The sequence below is a fragment of the Lysobacter xanthus genome (assembly GCF_047159895.1).
On sequence record NZ_BAAGAB020000018.1, the window covers coordinates 14,701 to 36,038 of the forward strand.

Annotated in this window: 21 protein-coding genes and 1 pseudogene; 8 read left to right on the forward strand and 14 right to left on the reverse strand. The window is 69.0% G+C overall.

The annotated features are described in order from the left end of the window. Positions 1–162 precede the first annotated feature (162 nt). The 10 genes from phoU to ACY35P_RS06965 all read right to left on the reverse strand — a co-directional run bounded on the left by phoU (position 163) and on the right by ACY35P_RS06965 (position 9,416). Positions 163–858, reverse strand: coding sequence for a phosphate signaling complex protein PhoU (phoU, locus tag ACY35P_RS06920; RefSeq protein WP_462115099.1), 696 nt, complete (start codon positions 856–858; stop codon positions 163–165). A 31-nt stretch (positions 859–889) separates the two neighbouring features. Then, entirely contained in the window at positions 890–1,699 is an 810-nt protein-coding gene (gene pstB / locus ACY35P_RS06925) for a phosphate ABC transporter ATP-binding protein PstB (RefSeq protein WP_462115100.1), read from the reverse strand. A 29-nt stretch (positions 1,700–1,728) separates the two neighbouring features. Beyond that, positions 1,729–2,577 carry a phosphate ABC transporter permease PstA gene (pstA, locus tag ACY35P_RS06930; RefSeq protein ID WP_462115101.1) on the reverse strand — a complete coding sequence of 283 codons (849 nt, stop codon included), beginning with the start codon at positions 2,575–2,577 and terminating at the stop codon, positions 1,729–1,731. Then, positions 2,577–3,539 carry a phosphate ABC transporter permease subunit PstC gene (gene pstC, locus ACY35P_RS06935; protein WP_462115102.1) on the reverse strand — a complete coding sequence of 321 codons (963 nt, stop codon included), beginning with the start codon at positions 3,537–3,539 and terminating at the stop codon, positions 2,577–2,579. Before pstC ends, pstA begins: the two co-directional genes overlap by 1 nt. 52 nt (positions 3,540–3,591) lie before the next feature. Further along, positions 3,592–4,671 (reverse strand): phosphate ABC transporter substrate-binding protein PstS, encoded by a 1,080-nt coding sequence (gene pstS / locus ACY35P_RS06940; RefSeq protein ID WP_462115103.1) that lies wholly within the window; start codon positions 4,669–4,671, stop codon positions 3,592–3,594. Between the two features lie 138 nt (positions 4,672–4,809). Further along, entirely contained in the window at positions 4,810–5,820 is a 1,011-nt protein-coding gene (gene pstS / locus ACY35P_RS06945) for a phosphate ABC transporter substrate-binding protein PstS (protein ID WP_462115123.1), read from the reverse strand. A 182-nt stretch (positions 5,821–6,002) separates the two neighbouring features. After that, complete coding sequence (locus ACY35P_RS06950) at positions 6,003–7,283, reverse strand: OprO/OprP family phosphate-selective porin (RefSeq protein ID WP_462115104.1); 1,281 nt, start codon at positions 7,281–7,283, stop codon at positions 6,003–6,005. A gap of 80 nt (positions 7,284–7,363) precedes the next feature. Then, positions 7,364–8,053 carry an endonuclease III gene (nth, locus tag ACY35P_RS06955; protein WP_462115124.1) on the reverse strand — a complete coding sequence of 230 codons (690 nt, stop codon included), beginning with the start codon at positions 8,051–8,053 and terminating at the stop codon, positions 7,364–7,366. 224 nt (positions 8,054–8,277) lie between these two features. After that, the gene (locus ACY35P_RS06960; RefSeq protein WP_462115105.1) at positions 8,278–8,625 is read right to left on the reverse strand and encodes a hypothetical protein; all 348 of its coding nucleotides are present in this window, start codon (positions 8,623–8,625) and stop codon (positions 8,278–8,280) included. Beyond that, on the reverse strand, positions 8,622–9,416 hold the full coding sequence (locus ACY35P_RS06965) for an enoyl-CoA hydratase/isomerase family protein (protein ID WP_462115106.1): 795 nt from the start codon (positions 9,414–9,416) through the stop codon (positions 8,622–8,624). Before ACY35P_RS06965 ends, ACY35P_RS06960 begins: the two co-directional genes overlap by 4 nt. A 218-nt stretch (positions 9,417–9,634) precedes the next feature. Here ACY35P_RS06965 and ACY35P_RS06970 point away from each other — a divergent pair, with 218 nt between their 5' ends. The 3 genes and pseudogenes from ACY35P_RS06970 (at position 9,635) to ACY35P_RS06980 (ending at position 12,048) form a co-directional block, all read left to right on the forward strand. Continuing rightward, positions 9,635–10,330 (forward strand): FKBP-type peptidyl-prolyl cis-trans isomerase N-terminal domain-containing protein, encoded by a 696-nt coding sequence (locus tag ACY35P_RS06970; protein WP_462115107.1) that lies wholly within the window; start codon positions 9,635–9,637, stop codon positions 10,328–10,330. A gap of 80 nt (positions 10,331–10,410) precedes the next feature. Next, positions 10,411–11,197 (forward strand): annotated as a pseudogene (locus tag ACY35P_RS06975) (CoA pyrophosphatase). Further along, positions 11,194–12,048, forward strand: a complete 855-nt coding sequence (locus ACY35P_RS06980) for a sulfurtransferase (protein WP_462115108.1) — start codon at positions 11,194–11,196, stop codon at positions 12,046–12,048. Before ACY35P_RS06975 ends, ACY35P_RS06980 begins: the two are co-directional and overlap by 4 nt. Before the next feature lie 3 nt (positions 12,049–12,051). Here ACY35P_RS06980 and ACY35P_RS06985 read toward each other — a convergent pair whose 3' ends face one another. Next, the gene (locus ACY35P_RS06985; RefSeq protein ID WP_462115109.1) at positions 12,052–12,831 is read right to left on the reverse strand and encodes an enoyl-CoA hydratase/isomerase family protein; all 780 of its coding nucleotides are present in this window, start codon (positions 12,829–12,831) and stop codon (positions 12,052–12,054) included. An 85-nt stretch (positions 12,832–12,916) separates the two neighbouring features. Here ACY35P_RS06985 and ACY35P_RS06990 point away from each other — a divergent pair, with 85 nt between their 5' ends. Then, a complete protein-coding gene (locus tag ACY35P_RS06990) occupies positions 12,917–13,360 on the forward strand; it encodes a copper chaperone PCu(A)C (protein WP_462115110.1) in 444 nt (147 codons plus the stop codon). On the opposite strand, the gene ACY35P_RS06995 is transcribed toward ACY35P_RS06990, so the two are convergent. Together ACY35P_RS06995 and uvrA are read right to left on the reverse strand one after the other, a co-directional pair. Next, the gene (locus ACY35P_RS06995) at positions 13,357–13,776 is read right to left on the reverse strand and encodes an acyl-CoA thioesterase (RefSeq protein WP_462115125.1); all 420 of its coding nucleotides are present in this window, start codon (positions 13,774–13,776) and stop codon (positions 13,357–13,359) included. The two genes, ACY35P_RS06990 and ACY35P_RS06995, sit on opposite strands and share 4 nt — an antisense overlap. A 362-nt stretch (positions 13,777–14,138) precedes the next feature. Next, positions 14,139–17,027: an excinuclease ABC subunit UvrA gene (uvrA, locus tag ACY35P_RS07000; RefSeq protein WP_462115111.1), complete on the reverse strand. Its 2,889-nt coding sequence runs from the start codon at positions 17,025–17,027 to the stop codon at positions 14,139–14,141. 286 nt (positions 17,028–17,313) lie between these two features. Between uvrA and rplU the strand changes: the two genes are divergently transcribed. The 3 genes from rplU to cgtA all read left to right on the forward strand — a co-directional run bounded on the left by rplU (position 17,314) and on the right by cgtA (position 19,143). Further along, the gene (gene rplU / locus ACY35P_RS07005; RefSeq protein ID WP_462115112.1) at positions 17,314–17,634 is read left to right on the forward strand and encodes a 50S ribosomal protein L21; all 321 of its coding nucleotides are present in this window, start codon (positions 17,314–17,316) and stop codon (positions 17,632–17,634) included. A gap of 12 nt (positions 17,635–17,646) precedes the next feature. Beyond that, complete coding sequence (gene rpmA / locus ACY35P_RS07010; protein WP_462115113.1) at positions 17,647–17,907, forward strand: 50S ribosomal protein L27; 261 nt, start codon at positions 17,647–17,649, stop codon at positions 17,905–17,907. A gap of 144 nt (positions 17,908–18,051) precedes the next feature. Next, positions 18,052–19,143 carry an Obg family GTPase CgtA gene (gene cgtA / locus ACY35P_RS07015; protein WP_462115114.1) on the forward strand — a complete coding sequence of 364 codons (1,092 nt, stop codon included), beginning with the start codon at positions 18,052–18,054 and terminating at the stop codon, positions 19,141–19,143. 154 nt (positions 19,144–19,297) lie between these two features. Here cgtA and rpsT read toward each other — a convergent pair whose 3' ends face one another. Next, complete coding sequence (gene rpsT / locus ACY35P_RS07020) at positions 19,298–19,570, reverse strand: 30S ribosomal protein S20 (RefSeq protein ID WP_462115115.1); 273 nt, start codon at positions 19,568–19,570, stop codon at positions 19,298–19,300. A gap of 137 nt (positions 19,571–19,707) precedes the next feature. On the opposite strand from rpsT, the gene murJ reads away from it, so the two are divergent. After that, positions 19,708–21,318, forward strand: a complete 1,611-nt coding sequence (murJ, locus tag ACY35P_RS07025; protein ID WP_462115116.1) for a murein biosynthesis integral membrane protein MurJ — start codon at positions 19,708–19,710, stop codon at positions 21,316–21,318. The last annotated feature ends 20 nt before the right edge of the window (positions 21,319–21,338 follow it).

Consider the following 21,338-nt stretch of genomic DNA (forward strand, 5'->3'; position numbering starts at 1 on the left):
GAACCTCTCGGAAGCGGCCGGGCCGCGTGGGATGCCGCGATGCTAGCGCGGCGGGTCGCAGAAGGCAGCCGGCGGGGCCGGTGCCCGGACCCGGGGTTCATCCCGGAGTCTGGAAGGTTCTACGGCCCGGGGGCGCGCTCGGATGCAGCCCTTCGCGCTCGGTCACGTCGTCGCGGTGTTGCTGCCGTCCGCCTTCTCGCGCGGCGGGAGCGACTCTTCGCCGCGCACGAGGAACCAGACGTTTTCGGCGATGTTCGTCGCGTGGTCGCCGATGCGCTCCACGTTCTTGGCCATGAACAGCAGGTGCGTGCAGGGCGTGATCGCGCGGGCGTCTTCCATCATGTAGGTAAGCAGCTCCCGGAACAGGCCGGTGTAGGCCGCATCGAGCTCGGCGTCGGCTGCACGCACCCGCTGGGCCGCCTCGACGTCGTTGTCGCGATAGGCCGCGAGCACCTCTCGCACCTGCCGCACCGCGAGCCGCCCAATGTGCTGCAGACCCGCGACATGCGGCAGCGGCGGCGCGGTGTTGAGCGCCATCGAGCGCTTGGCCACGTTCGAGGCGTAGTCACCGATCCGCTCGATGTCCGAGGCGATGCGGATCGCCGCCAGGATCTCGCGCAGGTCGCGGGCCATCGGCCCGCGCAAGGCGAGCTTCATGACGTCGTGGCTGACGACGTGCTCGAGCGCATCGATCGCCTCGTCGTTGGCGATCACGCGCGCAGCGGCCTGGTCGTCACGGCGCTGCACGACGTCGAGCGCCGCCTCCAGCTGCGCCGCGGCCATTTCGCCCATGCGCAGGGTCTCGTCGAGCAGGCGCTTCTGCTCGGCGTCGAAGCTCTTGAGGATGTGGTCGTGCATGTCGGGTCCTGCGTAGCGCGTCGTGGCGGCCTCAGCCGAAACGGCCGGTGATGTAGTCCTCGGTCTGCTGCTTCGAGGGGTTCGAGAAGATGGTTTCGGTGCTGCCGTGCTCCACCAGCTCGCCGAGGTACATGAAGGCGGTGAAGTCGGAGATGCGCGCGGCCTGCTGCATGTTGTGGGTCACGATGGCGATCGTGAAGTCGCGCTTGAGCTCTTCGATCAGCTGCTCGATGCGGCTTGTGGAAATGGGGTCGAGCGCGGATGTCGGTTCGTCGAGCAGCAGCACGTCGGGCTTGAGCGCCACGGCGCGCGCGATGCACAGGCGCTGCTGCTGTCCGCCGGACAGGCCGAGTGCGCTCTGGCCGAGCTTGTCCTTGACCTCGTCCCAGATCGCGGACTGGCGCAGCGCCTGCTCGACGCGGTCCTTCATGTCGGCCTTCGACAGGCGCTCGTGGTGGCGGATGCCGTAGGCGACATTTTCGTAGATGGTCATCGGGAACGGCACGGGCTTCTGGAAGACCATACCGACCTTGCTGCGCAGCCGGTTGAGCGGGTAGCGCGTGTCGAGGATGTTCTCGCCGTCCAGCAGCACCTGCCCGGTTGCCCGCATCTTCGGATAGAGGGAATAGATCCGGTTGAAGACGCGCAGCAGCGTGGACTTGCCGCAGCCCGACGGACCGATCAGCGCGGTCACGCGCTTTTCGGGGACATCGAGCTCGATCGCCTTCAGCGCATGGAACTTGTCGTAATGGAAATCGAGCCCGCGTGCGGCGAGCTTGACGGGCGCCGCCGTGGACGCAGCCGCGGTGGCGGTCGTGGAGATACGCAGCGCGTCGTTCATGACGAGGTCCAAGGGTAGGGCGGTGGTCATCAGTCGTGGGCCACGCGGTGGCGCGCCACGATCGCGCGGGCGACGAGGCTCACGGTGAGCACGAACAGCATCAGGACGAAAGCGCCGGCCCATGCCAGGCCGTGCCAGGCGTCGTACGGGCTCATCGCGTACTGGAAGATCACCACCGGCACGTTGGCCATCGGCTGCGTGATATCGGTCGACCAGTACTGGTTGTTGAGCGCGGTGAACAGCAGCGGTGCCGTCTCGCCGGAGATACGCGCGAGCGCCAGCAGGATGCCGGTGATGATGCCCGGCAGCGACGAGCGATACAGCACCTGCACGATCACCTTCCACTGCGGAATGCCGAGCGACAGGGCGGCTTCGCGCATCTGCGTGGGGACCAGCCGCAGCATCTCGTCGGTGGTGCGCACCACGACGGGCAGCACGATGAAGGCCAGGGCGATCGCCCCGGCGAGCGCGGAGAAATGGCCCATCCGCGCAACCACGAGCGTGTAGATGAAGAGCCCGAGCACGATCGACGGCGCCGAAAGCAGGATGTCGTTGACGAACCGCACCGTGTCGCCGATCCAGCTGCGGTTCGCGTACTCCGCGAGGTACGTGCCGGCGAGCACCCCGATCGGGGCGCCCATCGCGATGCCCAGCAGGCTCATCAGTGCGCTGCCGAAGAAGGCGTTGAGCAACCCGCCGTCCTCGCCGGGCGGCGGCGTCATCTGCGTGAACAGCGCGAGGTCGATCGACGAGAGCCCCTTGCTCAGCGTCGTCCAGAGGATCCAGGCGAGCCAGAACAGGCCGAAGGCGGTCGCGACGATCGCGAGCGCCTGTGCGACGAGGTTCTTCGCGCGACGGTAGCCGTACAGCGGCAACATCAGGTGCCCTCCCGCTTGGCGAGGCGACGCAACATGAGGCGGGCGATCGACAGCACGACGAACGTCACCACGAACAGCACGAAGCCGAGCGCGATGAGTGCGGAGCGGTAGGCCTCGGAATCGGCCTCGGCGAACTCGTTGGCGATGGTCGCGGCGATGGAGTTGCCGGGCATCAGCAGCGAGGCGGTCAGTTCGTGCGCGTTGCCGAGCACGAAGGTCACGGCCATCGTCTCGCCGAGTGCGCGACCGAGGCCGAGGAAGATGCCACCCACGACCGCCGAGCGGGTGTACGGCAGCACGACGTCCCAGACCACCTCCCAGCGCGTGGAACCGAGGGCGTAGGACGATTCCTTGAGCCGACCCGGCACGGTCAGGAACACCTCGCGCATCACCGAGGCGATGAACGGGATGACCATGATCGCCAGCACCAGCCCGGCGGTGAGCATGCCCAAGCCGAGCGGCGGGCCGGCGAACAACGGGCCGACGCCGGGCAGCGTGCCGAGATGCGCGTCGACCCACGGATACACATGCTCGCTCAGGTACGGCACCAGCACGAACAGGCCCCACATGCCGTAGATGATCGACGGGATGCCGGCCAACAGCTCGATGGCGGTGCCCACCGGGGTGCGCAGCCACTTCGGCGCGATTTCGGTGAGGAACATCGCGATGCCGAAGCTCACGGGCACCGCGATCAGCATCGCGATCAGCGCCGTCACCACCGTGCCGTAGATCGGCACCAGCGCGCCGAAGTCCTGTCCCACCGGGTCCCAGGTGCGCGAGGTGAAGAAGCCGAGGCCGAACTTCTCGAACGTCGCCTGGCCGCCGCGGAACGTCGACCATGCGGCCGCGCTGAGCGCGACCATGACGAAGAGCGCGGCCACGCCGACGACGCGGCGGAACAACCAGTCGCCGACGTTGTCGAGCAGCGACGAGCGGGGCATTGGGGCGGGGACAGTGCTCATTCGGGCGCCGGATTCCGTCGGGGGCCGCGACGTCGTGTCGCGGCCCGGGGCGTTACTTGAACTGCGTCGACCAGTACGTTTCGACCTGCGCGACGACGTCCGGCGGCAACGGCACGTAGTTCAGCGACTCGGCGGTCCTGCCGCCGTTCTTCAGCGCCCAGCGGAAGAAGTCGAGCGCCGCCTTCGAGCGCGCCGGATCCTTCGGCTGCTTGTACATGAGGATGAAGTTCGTGGCGGCGATCGGCCACGCCTGTTCGCCCGCGGCATCGGTAATGACGACGCTGAAGTCCTTCGCGTTCTTCCAGTCGGCGCCGGCGGCGGCCGCCTGGAACGAGGCGATGCTGGGCTGCACCCACTGCCCGGCGGCGTTCTGCATCTGCGTGTGCGCCATGCCGTTCTCGGTGGCGTAGGCCAGTTCGACATAGCCGATCGAGCCCTTCATCTGCTTCACGTACGCGGCGACGCCCTCGTTGCCCTTGCCGCCGATGCCGGTCGGCCATTGCACCGACGTGCCTTCGCCGACCTTCTGCTTCCACTCCGGGCTGACCTTCGAGAGGTAGTTGACGAAGTTGAAGGTGGTGCCGGAGCCGTCGGACCGCTTCACGGCGTTGATCTTCATCGCCGGCAGCGTGACGCCGGGATTGAGCGCCACAAGTGCAGGGTCATTCCACATCGTCACCTTGCCGAGGTAGATGTCGGCAAGAACCGCACCGGTGAGCCGGAGCTGGCCCGCGGCGATGCCGGGCAGGTTCACGACGGGAACGACGCCGCCCACCGCGGAGGGAAACTGTCCGAGGCCCGCCGCGGCGAGCTCGTCGGAGCCCAGCGGCTTGTCGCTCGAGCCGAAGTCGACCGTGCCCGCCTTGATCTGCGCGATGCCGCCGCCCGAGCCGATCGACTGGTAGTTGATCTTGTTGCCGGTCTGCTGGCTGTAGTCGGCGGACCACTTCGACAGCAGCGGGTAGATGAAGGTGGCGCCGGCGCCAGTGATCTCGGCGGCTTTGGTATCGCCGCCTGCAGACGCTCCGGTGGTGGCGGGCGACGCACCGGCCGCGGGCGTGCGGTCCCCGGAGCAGGCGGTGATTGCCAGCGTGAGCGCGAAGGCGAGGCCGGCGATGCGGACGACGTTCATGGGCGACTCCTGGACTGGGTGCGGCGACGATGCCGCACGGAAGCCGCCATGAAATGATGTTTTGGTTACAGCGTGATGACACGTTTCAGAACGGAGACGGGCCCCGAAGGGCCCGCCTGGAACCGGCCCCGGGGTCGGTCAGTACTTCGCGTTCGCCGTCCAATACGCTTCGATCTGCTGGACCAGTGCCGGCGGGAGCGGCACGTAGTCGAGTGCCTTCGCCTGCGCGTCGCCGTTCGCATAGATCCAGCGGAAGAAGTCCTTCGCATTCTTGGCGCCTTCGACCTTCTTCGGGCTGCGGTACATCAGGATGAAGTTGGTGGCGGTGATCGGCCAGGACTGCGCACCCGGCGCGTTGGTCATGACGAGGTAGAAGTCCTTCGCCTGGCCCCACTCCGCGCTGGCCGCGGCCGCGGCGAACGTCTCGTCGCTCGGCAGCACGTAATTGCCGGCGGCGTTCTTCAGGCGGGCGTACGCCATCTTGTTCTGCAGCGCGTAGGAGAGCTCGACATAGCCGATGCCGCCCTGGATCTGCTTCACGTAGGCGGCGACGCCCTCGTTGCCCTTGCCGCCGATGCCCACCGGCCACTGGACCATCGTGCCTTCGCCGACCTTCGACTTCCAGGACGGGCTGACCTTGCCGAGGTAGTTGACGAAGTTGAACGTCGTGCCCGAACCGTCCGAGCGGTGCACCACGGTGATCTTCTTGGCGGGCAGGGCGACGCCGCCGTTCGTCGCGACGATCGCGGGGTCGTTCCACATCGTGATCTCGCCGAGGAAGATGCGGGCGAGGGTCGCGCCGTCGAGCTTCATCGCGCCCGAGGGCACGCCCGGCACGTTGATCACGGGCACCACGCCGCCGATGACCGACGGGAACTGGATCAGGCCCGCCTTGGCGAGCTCCTCCGGCTTGAGGGGGGCGTCGGTCGAGCCGAAGTCGACCGTGCCGGCCTTGGCCTGCGCGATGCCGCCGCCCGAGCCGATCGACTGGTAGTTGACCTTCTTGCCGGTCGCCTTCGCGTAGTCGGACGACCACTTGGACATGACCGGGTAGATGAAGGAGGCACCGGCGCCGGTGACGTCGGCCGCCTGCGCGGCGAACGACGCCGCGGCGAGGGAGAGCACGAGCACGCGCACGCGCGCATGCATGGAGCGGGAGAAGGACTTCAACACGATGGTCTCCTGGGCGGAAACGGGCAGGGCCCGTTGATGAACGCATTGCACCGCGCGGGCGTGACAGGCGAATGTCAGCCGGGTGACAGTCCGGTGACACAAGAAAAAAGCGCGGCCGAAGCCGCGCTTTTCCGACCCTGCGAGAGATGACGGAACGCTTACCAGTAGAACTGGATGCGCGCCTCGAGGATGTCTGGGTTGTCGTCGACCACGCGGTTGAAGGTGACGTTGTTGTACTGCGGGTCGAGCGAGTAATTGGCCGCCGTCTTGCCGAGGAAGCGCGAGCTGTCGACCTTCACGTAGTTCAGCATGAACTTGAAGTTCGAACGCCAGTACCAGTTCGCGCCGATCGTCCACGAGCTCTGCTCGCCACCCAGCACGCCGGTGACCACCGGAGCCGATGTGGGCGTCGCGCCCGGCGTCACGTCGCCGTCGTCGAGGTCGATGTGGTCGTAGCGGAGGCCGAGCTGGAACATGCCGGCGCCCGGGTTGTTCGGCAGCGGCGTCGTGGGCACGCCGGCCTTGTAGCCGAACTTCTCGCCCGTGATGTTCCACACGCCCTGGATGTAGTAGCCGCTGGCGTCGTAGCTGCCGCCCGGCTGCGCGGTGAAGCCCGTCGCGTAGCGGTCGACGCTGGCGCGCATGTACTCGGCCTGCACCTTGAAGGGGCCGGTGGCGTACAGGCCTTCGAGGCCCGCCACCGCCATGCGGTCTGCATTGCGCAGGCCGGTCGCGCCGGTGTCGACGAGGCGCGCACCCGCGAAATCGGCCAGCGGTCGGGCCCGCAGGCGCACGGTGTCGCCGTCGGTGTCCATGTCCACATACGACAGGCCCAGGTGCAGGATGTTGTCGCCGTCGTTGATCGGCGCCCACGTGCCTCGCACGCCGTAGCCGTTGCCATGGGCGAGGTTGCGGGTGAGTTCGCGCTCGAAGTAGCTCGCGGTCACGCCCCAGTTGACGTCGCCGTAGCTCACCGCGCCACCGAGTCGGCGGGCGACGGCGAAGGTGTTCGTGATCGACGCCTTGGCGATGAAGTCGTTGTTCTTCGTCGAGGAAAGCTCCTCGAGGCTGTTCGGCTGCTTGAACTGGCCGACCTGCACGAACTTGTTCGCGTCGTTGCCGAACTTGTACTTGACGTTGGCATCGAGGAATTTGTTGGCGCGGGCGTCGAAGCCCAGCACCCACTCGTAGTTGCCCGGGCCCTTGCCCTTCAGCACGAGCTCGGCGCGACGCATGCTGAACTCCGTCTCGGTGCCGTCGAGCGCGTCGGAGTTGAGGTTGGCGACGTCGGCGTTGAACCAGTTGCCATCGGCCTGGACGAGGCCTTCGAAGGTCACTTCGGAATCGTGGATGACGTCGATCGCGACCTCGGCATGCGCGGCCGGCGCGGCGAGCGCGGCAAGGAGGGCGAGGGCAAGCGTCTTGCGGGAGAGCTTCATGGCGGGTCCTGGGAAGGAGGAGCGCCGCGAAGACTATGTTGTGAAGGTTGCGTAAATATGACAGGCGCGCAACGGCGCTGTCACCGCACCGACTTTCGACTCGGGCGCGTCGGCGCGACTTCGAGCGGCGGTGCCTTCCCGGGCGTCTTATCGGGGTAGTGGCACAGGTCCCGGATGATGCAGCGCGGACAATCCGGCCTGCGCGCCTTGCAGACGTAGCGGCCGTGCAGCAGCAGCCAGTGGTGCGCATGCTGCAGGTAGGCCTCGGGCACGACGCGCACGAGCTCGTCCTCGACCTTGCGCACGTCCGTGCCCGGCGCGAGGCCGGTGCGGTTCGACACCCGGAAGATGTGCGTGTCGACCGCCATGGTGCTGTCGCCGAACGCGGTGTTCATCACCACGTTGGCCGTCTTGCGGCCGACCCCTGGCAACGCCTCGAGCGCTTCGCGCTCGCGCGGTACGGCACCGCCGTGGAGTGCGAGCAGCTGCTCGGCCATCGCAACCACGTTGCGCGCCTTGGTGCGATGGAAGTTGAGCGTCGAGACATAGGGCGAGAGCCCTTCGACCCCCAGCTTCGCGATTGCCCGGGGCGTGTTGGCCGCAGGGAACAATCGCCGGGTCACCTTGTTGACGCTCACGTCCGTCGCCTGCGCGGACAGCGCCACGGCGACCAGCAGTTCATAGGGCGTCGAGAATTCGAGTTCCGTCGTCGGCGCCGGGTTCGCATCGGCGAGGCGCGCGAACAGCGCGTCGATCTCGCGCTTCGTCATCCGTCGCGACGGCCGCGGCACCTCCGCGGTGCCCCCGACGCTTCGACGCGCGCGAGGCGCGTCGGCGACCTTGGCCGGCGGGCGGGCCGGCTTCGGTGCGGCCACCTTTTTCGCCACGGCCCGCGCCGCACTGGCGATCGCGTCCGCGACCTTCACGGCCTTCTTGATCTTCGAAGGCGACGCACTGGCGTCGACCTTGCGCGTGGGCTTGGCGCGGTCGCGCGTCATGGAGTGCCCTTCGCGCGGGCGAGCGCGCGGGCGAGCACGGCCGCGGCGGCGTCGGGCAACGCGGCCGCCGGCGCGCGGCGGGCCTCACGACGCGCCGCGCGCAACTGCAAGCGGCGCTCGCGCGCGCGGAAACGTTCACGGGCGTCGAGCGCGACGCGCCGGCGGTCGCGCTCGGCGAGCAGGCGTGCGGTGCACTCGGGGGCGCACGAACCGCAGCCCGTCGTCCCCAGCAGGCCGTCGTCCAGGGCGCCGTCGACGTCGTCCACGATCAACCGCGCGACGAGGCCGTGCGACGGCGCGTCCGCGGGGCAACCGCAGGCGGGGCAGGGCATCGGCAGGTTCACGTGCCGCCGAAGACCGGCTTGCGGCGTTCGAGGAACGCCGACGTGCCTTCGCGCATGTCGTTCGTCGAGAACATCAGGCCGAACTGCACCGCTTCGTATTCCAGGCCTTCCTCGATGCCGCACTCGCCGCCGACGTTGATGCAGTCGAGCGCACCGCGCAGCGCGAGCGGCGCGGCGGTGGCGAGCTGCTGCGCGATCGCCAGCGTCTGCGCTTCGAGCTCGGCGGCCGGCACCACGCGGTTGACGATGCCGAGCTCGCGCGCACGCGCGGCGTCGATCGGTGCGCCGAGCAGGCAGAGTTCGAGCGTCGCGGCGCGGCCCGCGAGCCGCAGCAGGCGCTGCGTACCGCCGAACCCGGGGATCAGGCCGAGGTTGATCTCGGGCTGCCCCACGCGCGCGCTGTCCGAAGCGATCCGCAGGTGGCAGCACATGGCGAGCTCGAGGCCACCGCCGAGCGCGAAGCCGTTGACCATCGCGACGACGGGCTTCGGGCTCTTCTCGACCCGGCGCATCATGCGCTGGCCGCGGAGTGCGAAATCGCGACCCTGCGCCGGGGTGAGGGTGTTCATCTCGGCGATGTCGGCGCCGGCGACGAACGCCTTGGGGCCGGCGCCGGTGAGGACGATCGCGCGTACGGCGGCCGCGGCGATCGCTTCGGCGAACGCGACGTCCAGCGCGTCGAGCGTGGCGGCGTTGAGCGCGTTGAGCTTGTCCGGCCGGTTGACGGTGATGATGCGTACGGCGTCGCGGTCGGCGACGGTCACCGGCGGTGCACTGCTGCTGTCGGTCATGGCGGGCCCGGAAACGGAACGTGGGGAAAACGCGGGGCCGGACGCCGATGGAACTCGGGCGGCCGGGCGCGGTCGGAGGTGGGTCGTCAGTGGCGGTTAAGCCCTGCCGTCAGTATCCTAGCGCGCCACTCGGGGCTGTCGACCGGTAAGCGGCACAGGGGTTTTCCACGCCGTTGCGCACGTCGCGTACCGAGCATCTCTACCGGAGGTTCCACCCGATGAAGTTTAGTCTGATGGCCGTCGCGGCTGCGGCTTTCGCGCTGTCCGCCGGCCTGGCGTCCGCCCAGGACGTCACGTCCGAAAAGGGCAAGCTGAGCTACGCCCTCGGCTTCAAGACCGGCGTCGACGCCGCCGAGCTCTCCGAGCGCGGCGAGCAGATCGACATGGCCGCTCTCACCAAGGGCCTCAACGACGCGTTCGCCAAGAAGCAGCCGGCCGTGTCCGTCGACCAGCTCCAGAAGGCGCTGCAGGACATGCAGACCCGCCAGCAGGCCAAGGCCAAGGCCGAGTGGGAGAAGGAAGCGGCGACCAACAAGACGAAGAGCGACACGTTCGTCAATGCCAACAAGGGCAAGGCCGGCGTGAAGGTCCTCCCGAGCGGCGTGCAGTACCGCGTGATCGATGCGGGCGCCGGCGCCAAGCCGACCTCCGCGAGCACGGTGCAGCTCGAGGTCGCGGGCCCGTTCCCGTGGGGCGAGCGTCCGCAGCAGGCGCGTCCGGCGCAGTCGATCCCGTCCATCAAGGTCACCCAGATCGAGATGCCGGCGATGCGCGAAGTGATCCAGCAGATGCCGACCGGCGCGAAGTGGGAAGTGACGCTGCCGGCCGACAAGGCCTACGGCGCCGACCCGCGCACGGGCTTCCCGCCGAACGTGGCGGTGCAGTTCGAGATCAAGCTCGTCAGCGTCAAGTAAGCCGTACCGTTGCGGTACCCCGGACGCCGGCCTCGTGCCGGCGTTCGTGTGTCCGGCCGCCACTCTGGGAGAATGCGGGCATGACTACCTATCGCGCCGTCCTCAGCCCCTGCGTCGGCATCTGCTCGGTCGAGGCCGATGGCCTCTGCGGCGGCTGCCTGCGCACGCTCGACGAGATCGCGCGTTGGGCGACGATGGGCGACGACGAACGCCTGCGGATCATGGACGGCGTGCTCCCGCAGCGCGAGGCCGCACGCGGCGATGCCTGAGCCGCCGCGCCTGCGCGATGCGCTGCATCCGCTCGACGCGCCGCCCGCGGGCGCGGGCTGGAACCTCGACGAACTCCACGACCTGATCGACACGGCGACGCTGCGGGAAGCCGCGGTCCTCGTCGGCCTGGTCCCGCGCGACGACGGCCTGCGCGTGCTGCTGACGCGCCGTGACGACGGCCTGCGCAACCATGCCGGACAGGTGAGCTTCCCCGGCGGCCGCGTCGATCCCGGTGATGTCGATGCGATCGATGCCGCGTTGCGCGAAACCGAAGAGGAAGTGGGGATCCCGCGTGGCCTGGTAACGCCGCTGGGATTCCTCGATCCGCTCGCGACGATCACCGGGTTCCGCGTGCTGCCGGTGGTCGCCTTCATCGACCCCGGCTACGTCGCACGGCCCGATCCGCGCGAAGTGGCGGACGTGTTCGAAGTCCCGCTGCGCTTCCTGCTCGACCCTGCCAATCGCGCACCCCGTCGGTTCCAGCACGGCGGGCGCGAACGCACGGTCTGGGAGTACCGTTATCCGGACCAGCGCATCTGGGGCGCCACCGCTGCGATGCTGCTCAACCTGCACGACCGCCTGGAGGCGTTGCAATGACCTGGACCACGCTGGTGGACGTCGACACGCTGCAGCGCGCGCTCGAAACCGGCATCGACCGGCCGTTGGCCATCGTCGACACGCGCGTGGACCTGGCCGACCGGAGTGCCGGTGCGCGCCGTTTCGAGGAAGGCCATGTGCCCGGCGCCGTCCGTGCGGATCTCGAAACCGATCTGTCGGGCCCCCACGCCCCGGGTGCCGGACGCCATCCGTGGCCAGCAAACGAGGCTTTCGCCGATGCGCTGGGTCGCCTCGGCATCACCGCCGCGCATCAGGTCGTGGTCTACGACGACGCCGGCGGTGCGCTCGCCGCGGCGCGGCTCTGGTTCATGCTGCGGGCCTGGGGCCACGAGGCGGTCGCCGTGCTCGACGGCGGCTGGTCGGCCTGGCGTGAGGCCGGCGCACCGCTCGAGCCCGGCGCGTCGCGCGCCGCGCCCGTCGCGGGCTACGCCGGGGCGTTCGACCGCCGGCTGCTCGCGCAGGCCGCCGACGTCGAGTCGTCGCTCGCGACCGGCGGGCTCGTGGTCGATGCGCGCGCGCCGGAGCGGTACCGCGGCGACGTCGAACCGCTCGACCGGAAAGCGGGCCACATTCCCGGCGCGGTCAACCGGCCGTTCGCGTCCAACCTGGACGGCGGTCGGTTCAAACCCTCGGACGTACTGCGGGCGGAGTTCGAGACGCTGCTGGCCGGCCGCGCACCCGACGTCCTGCTAGCGAGCTGCGGCTCGGGCGTCACGGCCTGCCACCACCTGCTGGCGATGGCGCACGCGGGGCTTCCCGGCGCGAAGCTCTACACCGGCTCCTGGAGCGGCTGGATCGAGGACGACGCCCGGCCGATCGCGACCGGCTGAACGTCAGCGGCCCTTACCGAGGCGCTCGAGCACGGCGCGCAGCGCGGCCTGCGTGTCCGCGGCGTACCAGCCTTCGACGAAGCGCTCCAGTTCGATGTTCCGAGCATGCAGCGACTCCGACACGTCGGCCCGCGCGATCGAGCGCGTCTCCAGCATCGGCTGACGGGGCAACGCGGCGAGGCCTCGCGCCCAGTCGATGGCCCGCGCGGTGGTCGCCTCGACTGCCGTCGCCTCGTCGACCAGGCCGATCGCGAGCGCCTCGTCCGTCGTCGGCATGAGCCCGCCGACCAGCAACCGCTCGGCGCGGTGCGGGCCCACGACACGACGCAGCAGGCGCTGGATGCCCTCCGGCGCCACGAGGCCGACCTGCGTCTCGTTGAGGCCGATGCGGAACGGCTTCGCCGGATCCGGCGACCGCGCCATGACGCGGTAGTCGCAGCAGAGCGCCAACACGCAGCCGCCCGCGGGTGCATGGCCGGCCATCGCCGCGGCGACGGGCACCGGGCTGCCCGCGATCGCGCGCGCCGCACCGAAGAACGCTTCCCAGGCATGCGTGAGTGCGCCACGGTCGGTGCCGAGCGACATCAGGTACGGCACGTCGAGCCCGGCCGAAAAGACCGACGGACCCCCCGCGAGGACGATGCCGCGCGCACCGTCCCGCGCCGCGGCGATCACGGATTCGCGGATCGCGGCGCACAGGTCGGGGTCGAGCGCATTCACCGGCGGACGCGCGAGTCGAAGTTCGGCGATGTCGCCGTGGGCATGGATTCCGACCAGGGTCATGAGCGTCTCCGTCGATGCAGGCCGGCAGATTAACCGGCGTGCGCGGCCGCCGCGACGTCCGCCGGACGGCCTCTACAATGCGGCGATGCGCACCCTGTTCCTTCTCCTCGCGGCCTCTGTAGCCCTCGGCCCCTGTGCCGCATCTGCAGCGCCGCCTGGGCGGTGCGTGCCGGTGGTGCGCGAGGCCTGGATCCGCATGACGCCCACGATGCCGATGGGCGCGGGCTTCTTCCGGCTCGACAATCCATGCCGCGCGCCGGTCGCGCTCACGGGCGTGGCGTCGCCGGCCTTCGCGGACGTCTCGATGCATCGCACGCAGGTGCAGGGCGGGATCAGCCGCATGCAGCCGGCCCCGCGCGTCGACATCGCCGCGGGCGGGCGCGTGCAGTTCGCGCCCGGTGGCCTGCACCTGATGCTGATGTCGCCCACGGCGAAGCTCGCGCCCTATAGCCGCGCACGCGTCGAACTGAAGCTCGCCGACGGGCGCAAACTGCCCGTCGATTTCGTCGTGAGGTCCGCCGCGCCCTAGCCGCAGGCGCTGCGTACGCTCTCCGGCAGCGGAGCCGAGCGCCCGCTGTTGCGGTCGATCCACACCATCACGACCTGACCGTCGCAATACAGCACGTTGCCATCCGTCGCATTCACGATGCGATGGCCGATGGTGAGGCTGCTGCCGCCAAGGCGTTCGACGAACAGCTCGACCACCACGTCGCCCGGCCATTCGATCGGACGGCGGTAGTTGAGGTTCGACGCGGCCACGACCGGAGCGACGTTGTCGTCCATGCCCATGCCCGGCACGCTCAGCATCCAGCGCAGACGTGCTTCCTCGAGGTAGCTCAGGTACTTCGAGTTGTTGACGTGGTTGAACGCGTCGAGATCACGCCACCGCACCGATAGTGGCACGCGGATGAGCTCGCCCGGACGGAGCGAGGCCTGCTTCTGGATCGCGGCCGGCGCTTCGGGTGACGCTGCGGCCGCGCGCTCGGGACGCGGCACCGAGGCAGCACGCGCTTCCACCGGCGGCGCTTCGACGTGTGGATGCGCGTCGGCGGCGTCCGCCTTGGGCGCGTCCACGCGCGATGCCGCACTGCCCGCAGACTCCGCGGGAGCGTCCGTTTCGATCTGCGCAGCTGGAGCGCCATTGCCCGACGCGTCGGAGACGGGCTCCGGCGCTGCCATGTCGACCGCAGGCAGGGCTTGCGCGGCGACGGTCGCCTTCGCGGTCTTGGCGGCGCGCTTGGCCGGCACGCGCTTGCGCGGTGCCGCGCGGCGGCGGGGCTTCTTGTCGGACGGAGGCGGCTGGTCGGTCATCGCGATGCGGTCTTGCGCTTGCGGCCGGGGCTCGGCGCGGGCGCGACAGCTTGATCGCGTCGGAGCAGCGGCGCAAGGAAGCGACCGGTATGCGACTCCGGCATCGCCGCGATCTCCTCCGGGGTACCGCAGCCGAGGATCATGCCGCCGCGGTGTCCGCCCTCGGGCCCGAGGTCGATCACCCAGTCCGCCGTCTTGATGACGTCGAGGTTGTGCTCGATGACGACCACGGTGTTGCCGTCGTCGCGCAAGCGGTGCAGCACGCCGAGCAACTGCTCGATGTCCGCGAAGTGCAGGCCGGTGGTGGGCTCGTCGAGGATGTACAGCGTGCGCCCCGTGTCGCGGCGCGAGAGTTCCTTCGACAGCTTGACGCGCTGCGCTTCGCCACCGGACAGCGTGGTCGCCTGCTGGCCGAGCCGGATGTAGCTCAGGCCGACGTCCATCAGCGTTTCGAGCTTGCGCGAGATCGACGGGATGGCCTCGAACAGGGGCAGCGCATCCTCGACCGTCATTTCAAGCACGTCGCTGATGTTGTAGCCCTTGTAGCGGATGTCCAGCGTCTCGCGGTTGTAGCGCTTGCCGTGGCAGACGTCGCACGGCACGTAGACGTCGGGCAGGAAGTGCATCTCCACCTTGATCAGGCCGTCGCCCTGGCAGGCCTCGCAGCGTCCGCCCTTCACGTTGAAGCTGAAGCGTCCCGGCGCATAGCCGCGGGCGCGCGACTCGGGCACCTGTGCGAACAGCTCGCGGAGCGGCGTGAACAGCCCGGTGTACGTCGCCGGATTGCTGCGCGGCGTGCGGCCGATCGGCGACTGGTCGATGTCGACGACCTTGTCCCACAGCTCGATGTTCTCGTACGAATCGTGCGGCGCCGGCGACATCGACGCGCCGTTGAGCTCGTTCGCGGTGATCGCGTACAGCGTGTCGTTGATCAGGGTCGACTTGCCCGATCCGGACACGCCGGTGACGCACGTGAGCAGCCCCGCCGGAATGGCGAGGTCGACGTTGCGCAGGTTGTTGCCCTTCGCGCCCTTCAGTCGGAACATCATCGACTTGTCGGGCTTGTGGCGCTTCGCCGGAATCTCGATCCGTCGCGCGCCACTGAGGAACTGGCCGGTCACCGAGTCCGGGTTGGCCATCACCTCGTCGGGCTTGCCCTGCGCGACGATGCGCCCGCCGTGCACACCCGCACCCGGTCCGATGTCGACAACGTAGTCGGCGAGCCGGATCGCGTCCTCGTCGTGCTCCACCACGATCACCGTGTTGCCCAGCTCGCGCAGTCGCGTGAGGGTGCCCAGCAGGCGCTCGTTGTCGCGCTGGTGCAGCCCGATCGAGGGCTCGTCGAGCACGTACATCACGCCCACGAGGCCGGCTCCGATCTGCGAGGCGAGTCGGATGCGCTGCGCCTCGCCGCCCGACAGCGTGTCGGCCTTGCGCTCGAGCGTCAGGTAGTCGAGACCGACATCGACGAGGAATGTGAGGCGCTCGGCGATCTCCTTGACGATCTTGATCGCGATCTCGCCGCGCCAGCCGGGCAGGGCCAGCTGCTCGAAGAAGCGCAGTGCCGCGTCGATCGGCAGCACCACGATCTGCGCGATCGTGTGGTCGCCCACGAAGACGTTGCGCGCCGACCGGTTGAGCCGCGCGCCGCCGCATTCGCTGCAGGGGCGGTCGCTGATGTACTTCGACAGCTCCTCGCGCACGGCCTGCGATTCGGTCTCGCGATAGCGACGCTCAAGGTTGGGGATCACGCCCTCGAAGCGGTGCCGGCGCTGGTAGCGTCCGCCCGAGTCGTTGACGTAGGTGAAGGTGATCGCCTCGTTGCCGCTGCCGAACAGCACGGCCTGCCGGCCCTTCTCGGGCAGCGCGTTCCACGGCACGTCAACGTCGAACTGGAAGTGCCGCGCGAGCGACTGCACCAGCTGGAAGTAGTACGTATTGCGACGGTCCCAGCCGCGCACCGCGCCCGCCGAGAGCGAGAGGTCCGGATGCACGACCACGCGCGAGGGGTCGAAGAACTGGCTGACGCCGAGGCCGTCGCAGGTCGGGCACGCGCCCACGGGCGAGTTGAACGAGAACAGCCGCGGCTCGAGTTCCGGGAGCGAGTAGTCGCAGACCGGGCAGCTGTACTTGGACGAGAACAACTGCGGCGGGGCCTTCTCGTCGTCGAGCGACTGCACGATGGCCATGCCATCGCCCAGCTTGATCGCCGTTTCGAACGACTCCGCCAGACGCTGCTTCATGTCCTCGCGCGGACGGAACCGGTCGATCACCGCTTCGATCGTGTGCTTGGTGCGCAGCGAGAGCTTCGGCACCTCGTCGATCTCGTACAGCGTGCCGTCCACGCGCACGCGCACGAAGCCCTGCGCGCGCAACTGGTCGAACACCTGCGCGTGCTCGCCCTTGCGTTCGCGCACGACGGGCGTCAGCAGCATCCAGCGCTGCTCCGGATCCAGCGCGAGCGCCTGGTCGACCATCTGGCTGATCGTTTGGGCTTCGAGCGGGAAGCCGTGTTCGGGGCATCGCGGCGTACCGACGCGCGCAAAGAGCAGGCGCAGGTAGTCGTAGATCTCGGTGATCGTGCCGACCGTCGAACGCGGATTGTGCGAGGTCGACTTCTGCTCGATCGAGATCGCCGGCGACAGGCCCTCGATGTGGTCGACGTCGGGCTTTTCCATCACCGACAGGAACTGCCGGGCGTAGGCCGACAGCGACTCGACGTAGCGGCGCTGGCCCTCGGCGTAGATCGTGTCGAACGCCAGCGAGGACTTGCCCGAGCCCGACAGCCCGGTGATCACGATCAGCTTCTCGCGGGGCAGGTCGAGGTCGACGTTCTTCAGGTTGTGCGTCCGCGCGCCTCGCACGCGGATGAATTCCATCGCCATCGGTTGATCCTGGGGGAGGGGTCCGCCGTCGGTCGGCGAACAGGCAAGCCTATCGGGAGCCGGAAGTCCGGACAATTTCCCGTGGCGGCGGGTAGCAGGGCGTGAGCGGCCGCACGCGGGCCGGCGCCTGAACAGGGAGGGTGGGCCGCGGTCGTCTCGCCGGGTGAGACCGCAGGCCGCGTGAAGGCCCCGTTGCGATAACCCGTTGACTCGACTAGAATTCCGCTTCTGTCCGGGCGCGACTTGCCGGCAGAGCGACCACAATAACTACAGAGGAAGTCTGGTCATGTACGCAGTACTGGTCACCGGTGGCAAGCAGTACCGGGTGATGGAAGGCGAGACGCTGCGCGTCGAGCTTCTCGAGGCCGATGCCGGCAGCGAGCTCACCTTCGACAACATCCTGATGCTGGGCGGCAGCGATGGCGTGACCCTGGGCGATGCGCTCAAGGGTGCCACGGTCCGCGCCAAGGTCGTCGGCCACGGCCGCGCCGACAAGGTCAAGATCGTGAAGTTCCGTCGCCGCAAGCACCATCGCAAGCAGATGGGCCATCGGCAGCATTACACCGAAATCCAGATCACCGGCATCGCTGCCGGCGACAAGAAGTAAGGACTAGCCGCCATGGCACACAAAAAGGGCGTAGGTTCCACCCGCAACGGCCGCGACTCCAACCCGAAGTACCTGGGTGTGAAGATCTTCGGCGGTCAGGCCATCGAGGCCGGCAACATCATCGTGCGTCAGCGCGGCACCCAGTTCCATCCGGGTCCGGGCGTCGGCCTCGGCCGCGACCACACGCTGTTCGCGCTGGTCGACGGCAAGGTCGAGTTCTCGGTGAAGGGTCCGGCCAAGCGCCGCACCGTCAGCGTCGTCGACGCCGCGTAAGCGGTACGCCGATGCAGCGACGAGCCCCGCTTCGGCGGGGCTTTTCGTTTCTGCGGGCGTCGCGCCGTTCCGGCGTCCACCCGCTTTCCGTCACAATGCCCGTCGGCCTCATCGCCGCGTGCCCCGTCCCTCCGGTCAAACCCCATGAAGCTCGTCGACGAAGCCGAAATCCAGGTCACAGCAGGCAACGGCGGCAACGGCTGCGTCGGATTCCGCCGTGAGAAGTTCATCCCCCTCGGCGGCCCGGACGGCGGCGACGGCGGCGATGGCGGCAGCGTCTGGCTGGTCGCGGACGAGAACCTCAATACGCTCGTCGACTTCCGCCACCAGCGCATGTTCAAGGCGCAGCGCGGCGAGAACGGCATGGGGCGCCAGATGTACGGCAAGGCGGGCGAGGACCTCATCGTCACGGTGCCGGTCGGCACCGTGATCACCAACGTCGAGACCGACGAGGTGATCGGCGACCTGACGCGCCACGGCGAGCGGCTGCTCGTCGCGCAGGGCGGCAAGGGCGGCCTCGGCAACATGCATTTCAAGAGCTCGGTGAACCGCACGCCGCGCAAGGCGCTGCCGGGCCTGCCGGGCGAGCAGCGCGCGCTGAAGCTGGAGCTCAAGCTGCTGGCGGACGTCGGCCTGCTCGGCTTCCCCAACGCGGGCAAGAGCACCTTCATCCGCGCCGTTTCAGCGGCGACGCCGAAGGTGGCGGACTATCCGTTCACGACGCTCTACCCGAACCTCGGCGTCGTCAGCGTCGAGGCGTATCGCAGCTTCGTCATCGCCGACATTCCCGGCCTGATCGAAGGCGCGGCGGACGGCGCCGGACTGGGCGCGCAGTTCCTGCGGCACCTGCAGCGCACCCGCCTGCTCCTGCATCTCGTGGACATCGCGCCGATGGAAGGCGGCGTCGAAGGCGTCACGCCGGCCGAGCAGGTGCGTGCCATCGAGCGCGAGCTGGAACGGCATGACCCCGAGCTTCTCGCCAAGCCGCGCTGGCTGGTGCTCAACAAGGCCGATCTTCTGCTCGACGAGGAGCGCGATGCCCTCGTGCGCGAGGTCCTCGAGACGCTCGGCTGGACCGATCGCTCCTACGTCGTGTCCGCGATCAGTCGCGAAGGCACGTGGCCGATCATGAAGGACGTCATGGCCTTCTTCGACCGCCAGCGTGCGGACGAGGACGAGGCACGCGCCGAGCGCGATGCTGCCGAGACTCGCACGCCGGACGCCGGCGCGCCCTGATTTTGCCTCGATGTCCGATCGCGCCATGACGAAGCGTTCGAGCGGCCGCGTCCGTCGTGCGTCGCTCGCCACGCGTGGGCTTCGCGGCGGCACCGGTCGCCGCGCACAAAAATACCCGGCCGGAGCCGGGTTTCTTCGCAGCGCGGAACGCGGATCAGGCGGCGGTCTTCAGCGCCTTGATGCGGGCGTTCAGGCGGCTCTTGTGACGGGCGGCCTTGTTCTTGTGGATCAGGCCACGCGAGCTGAAACGGTCGAGCAGCGGCTGGGCCTGCGCGAACGCGGCTTCGGCGCCGGCGGCGTCGTTGGCGTGCAGCGCCTTGAGCACCTTCTTGACGGAGGTGCGGAGCATCGAGCGCTGGCTGGCGTTGCGCATGTTGCGCACGATCGTCTGCTTGGCGCGCTTCTTGGCGGACTTGATGTTGGCCACGGCGGTTTCCTGGATGTCTTGATGGAGCGGCTGTCCGGGAGACAGCGCGTTGAGGAGAGGGAATTGGGTACAGACAGACCGGAAAGTATGGCCGTTTCAATAGCTTGCGTCAACGGGCCGTCAAGGCGGGGTGCCCGGTGAGCGGGCCGCGCGTCTCCAAGGGGCTGCTGTCCTTCAGCAGCATGACCATGGTCAGCCGGGTGTTCGGACTGATCCGCGACCAGGTGCTCACCACGACGTTCGGCGCCTCGGCGGCAACGGACGCGTTCTGGGTCGCCTTCCGCATCCCGAACTTCATGCGCCGGCTGTTCGCGGAGGGCTCGTTCTCCACGGCTTTCGTCCCGGTCTTCACCGAAGTGAAGGAGACCCGGCCGCATGCGGACCTCAAGGAGCTGACCTCCCGGGTCGCGGGCACGCTCGGCGGCGTCCTGCTGATCGTCACCGCGCTGGGCCTGATCTTCACGCCGCAGGTCGCGATGCTCTTCAGCCTCGGCGCGTCCCCGGACAAGGCGGAGAAATTCGGCCTGACGGTCGACCTCCTGCGCCTCACGTTCCCCTTCCTGTTGTTCGTCTCGCTGACGGCGCTCGCCGGCGGCGCGCTCAACAGCTTCAACCGCTTTGCGATGCCGGCGCTGACGCCGGTGATCCTCAACCTCTGCATGATCGCCGGCGCGCTGTGGCTGGCGCCGCGGCTGGAGACGCCGATCCTCGCGCTCGGCTGGGCGGTGCTCGCCGCGGGCATCCTGCAGTTGCTCTTCCAGCTGCCGTCGCTCGCGCGTCTGGACCTGCTCACGCTGCCGCGCTGGGGGTGGAGCCACCCGGACGTGCGGCGCGTCGTGCGGCTGATGGTGCCGACGCTGTTCGGCTCGTCGGTCGCGCAGGTCAACCTGCTGCTCGACACGCTGATCGCCGCGCTGCTGTACACGGGCTCGCAGACCTGGCTGTCGCTGGCCGACCGTTTCCTCGAACTGCCGCTCGGCGTCTTCGGCGTTGCGCTGGGCACGGCGATCCTGCCGGCGCTGTCGCGCCACCACGTGCGCACGGACGCCGCGGGTTTCTCGCGGACCTTCGACTGGGGGCTGCGCGTCACGCTGCTGATCGCGGTCCCGGCGGCGCTCGGGCTGATGATGCTGTCGGTGCCGCTGGTCGCCACGGTCTTCCAGTACGACGAATTCACCGCGTTCGATACGCGCATGACCGCCATGAGCGTCTTCGGGCTGAGCTTCGGCCTGCCGGCCTTCGCGCTGGTCAAGGTCGTCCTGCCGGCGTTCTACGCGCGGCAGGACACGAAGACGCCGGTTCGTGCGGGCGTGGCATCTCTGGTGGCCAACATGGTCTTCAACGCGGCGTTCCTCGCCGCCGTGTACGCGCTCTGGGTCACCCCGGCGGCGCGATCCATGGGCGTGATGAAGGCGTTGGCGGCGACGCCCGGCCTGCACCTCGCGCTGGGACTGGCGAGCGCCGCGGCGAGCTATCTCAACCTCGCGCTGCTGTGGCACTGGCTGCGCCGTTCGGGTGTCTACGAGCGGCAGCCGGGCTGGGGGCGTTTCCTGTTGCAGGTCGGCACCGCGTGCGCCGCGATGGTCGCGATCGTCCTGCTCGGGCTGCACTGGATGCCGGACTTCGGGCAGTCGCCCACGCACCGTCGCGTCTTCAACCTGCTGGCGCTGGTGATCGCCGGTGGCGCCACGTACGGCGCGGTCCTGCTTCTCCTCGGCATCCGCCCGCGCCATCTGCGCGAGCAATGACCGGGCGGGGCAGGGCGCGG

Coding starts and splice junctions, on each gene's coding strand:
- ACY35P_RS06970 (WP_462115107.1), top strand. CDS start 9,635: ATGAAGTTTAGTCTGATGGCCGTCGCGGCTGCGGCTTTCGCGCTGTCC.
- pstA (WP_462115101.1), bottom strand. CDS start 2,577: ATGTTGCCGCTGTACGGCTACCGTCGCGCGAAGAACCTCGTCGCACAG.
- nth (WP_462115124.1), bottom strand. CDS start 8,053: ATGACGAAGCGCGAGATCGACGCGCTGTTCGCGCGCCTCGCCGATGCG.
- ACY35P_RS06965 (WP_462115106.1), bottom strand. CDS start 9,416: ATGACCGACAGCAGCAGTGCACCGCCGGTGACCGTCGCCGACCGCGAC.
- rpmA (WP_462115113.1), top strand. CDS start 17,647: ATGGCACACAAAAAGGGCGTAGGTTCCACCCGCAACGGCCGCGACTCC.
- ACY35P_RS06980 (WP_462115108.1), top strand. CDS start 11,194: ATGACCTGGACCACGCTGGTGGACGTCGACACGCTGCAGCGCGCGCTC.
- pstS (WP_462115123.1), bottom strand. CDS start 5,820: ATGCATGCGCGCGTGCGCGTGCTCGTGCTCTCCCTCGCCGCGGCGTCG.
- ACY35P_RS06985 (WP_462115109.1), bottom strand. CDS start 12,831: ATGACCCTGGTCGGAATCCATGCCCACGGCGACATCGCCGAACTTCGA.
- ACY35P_RS06990 (WP_462115110.1), top strand. CDS start 12,917: ATGCGCACCCTGTTCCTTCTCCTCGCGGCCTCTGTAGCCCTCGGCCCC.
- pstC (WP_462115102.1), bottom strand. CDS start 3,539: ATGAGCACTGTCCCCGCCCCAATGCCCCGCTCGTCGCTGCTCGACAAC.
- rplU (WP_462115112.1), top strand. CDS start 17,314: ATGTACGCAGTACTGGTCACCGGTGGCAAGCAGTACCGGGTGATGGAA.
- cgtA (WP_462115114.1), top strand. CDS start 18,052: ATGAAGCTCGTCGACGAAGCCGAAATCCAGGTCACAGCAGGCAACGGC.
- uvrA (WP_462115111.1), bottom strand. CDS start 17,027: ATGGCGATGGAATTCATCCGCGTGCGAGGCGCGCGGACGCACAACCTG.
- ACY35P_RS06950 (WP_462115104.1), bottom strand. CDS start 7,283: ATGAAGCTCTCCCGCAAGACGCTTGCCCTCGCCCTCCTTGCCGCGCTC.
- pstS (WP_462115103.1), bottom strand. CDS start 4,671: ATGAACGTCGTCCGCATCGCCGGCCTCGCCTTCGCGCTCACGCTGGCA.
- pstB (WP_462115100.1), bottom strand. CDS start 1,699: ATGAACGACGCGCTGCGTATCTCCACGACCGCCACCGCGGCTGCGTCC.
- phoU (WP_462115099.1), bottom strand. CDS start 858: ATGCACGACCACATCCTCAAGAGCTTCGACGCCGAGCAGAAGCGCCTG.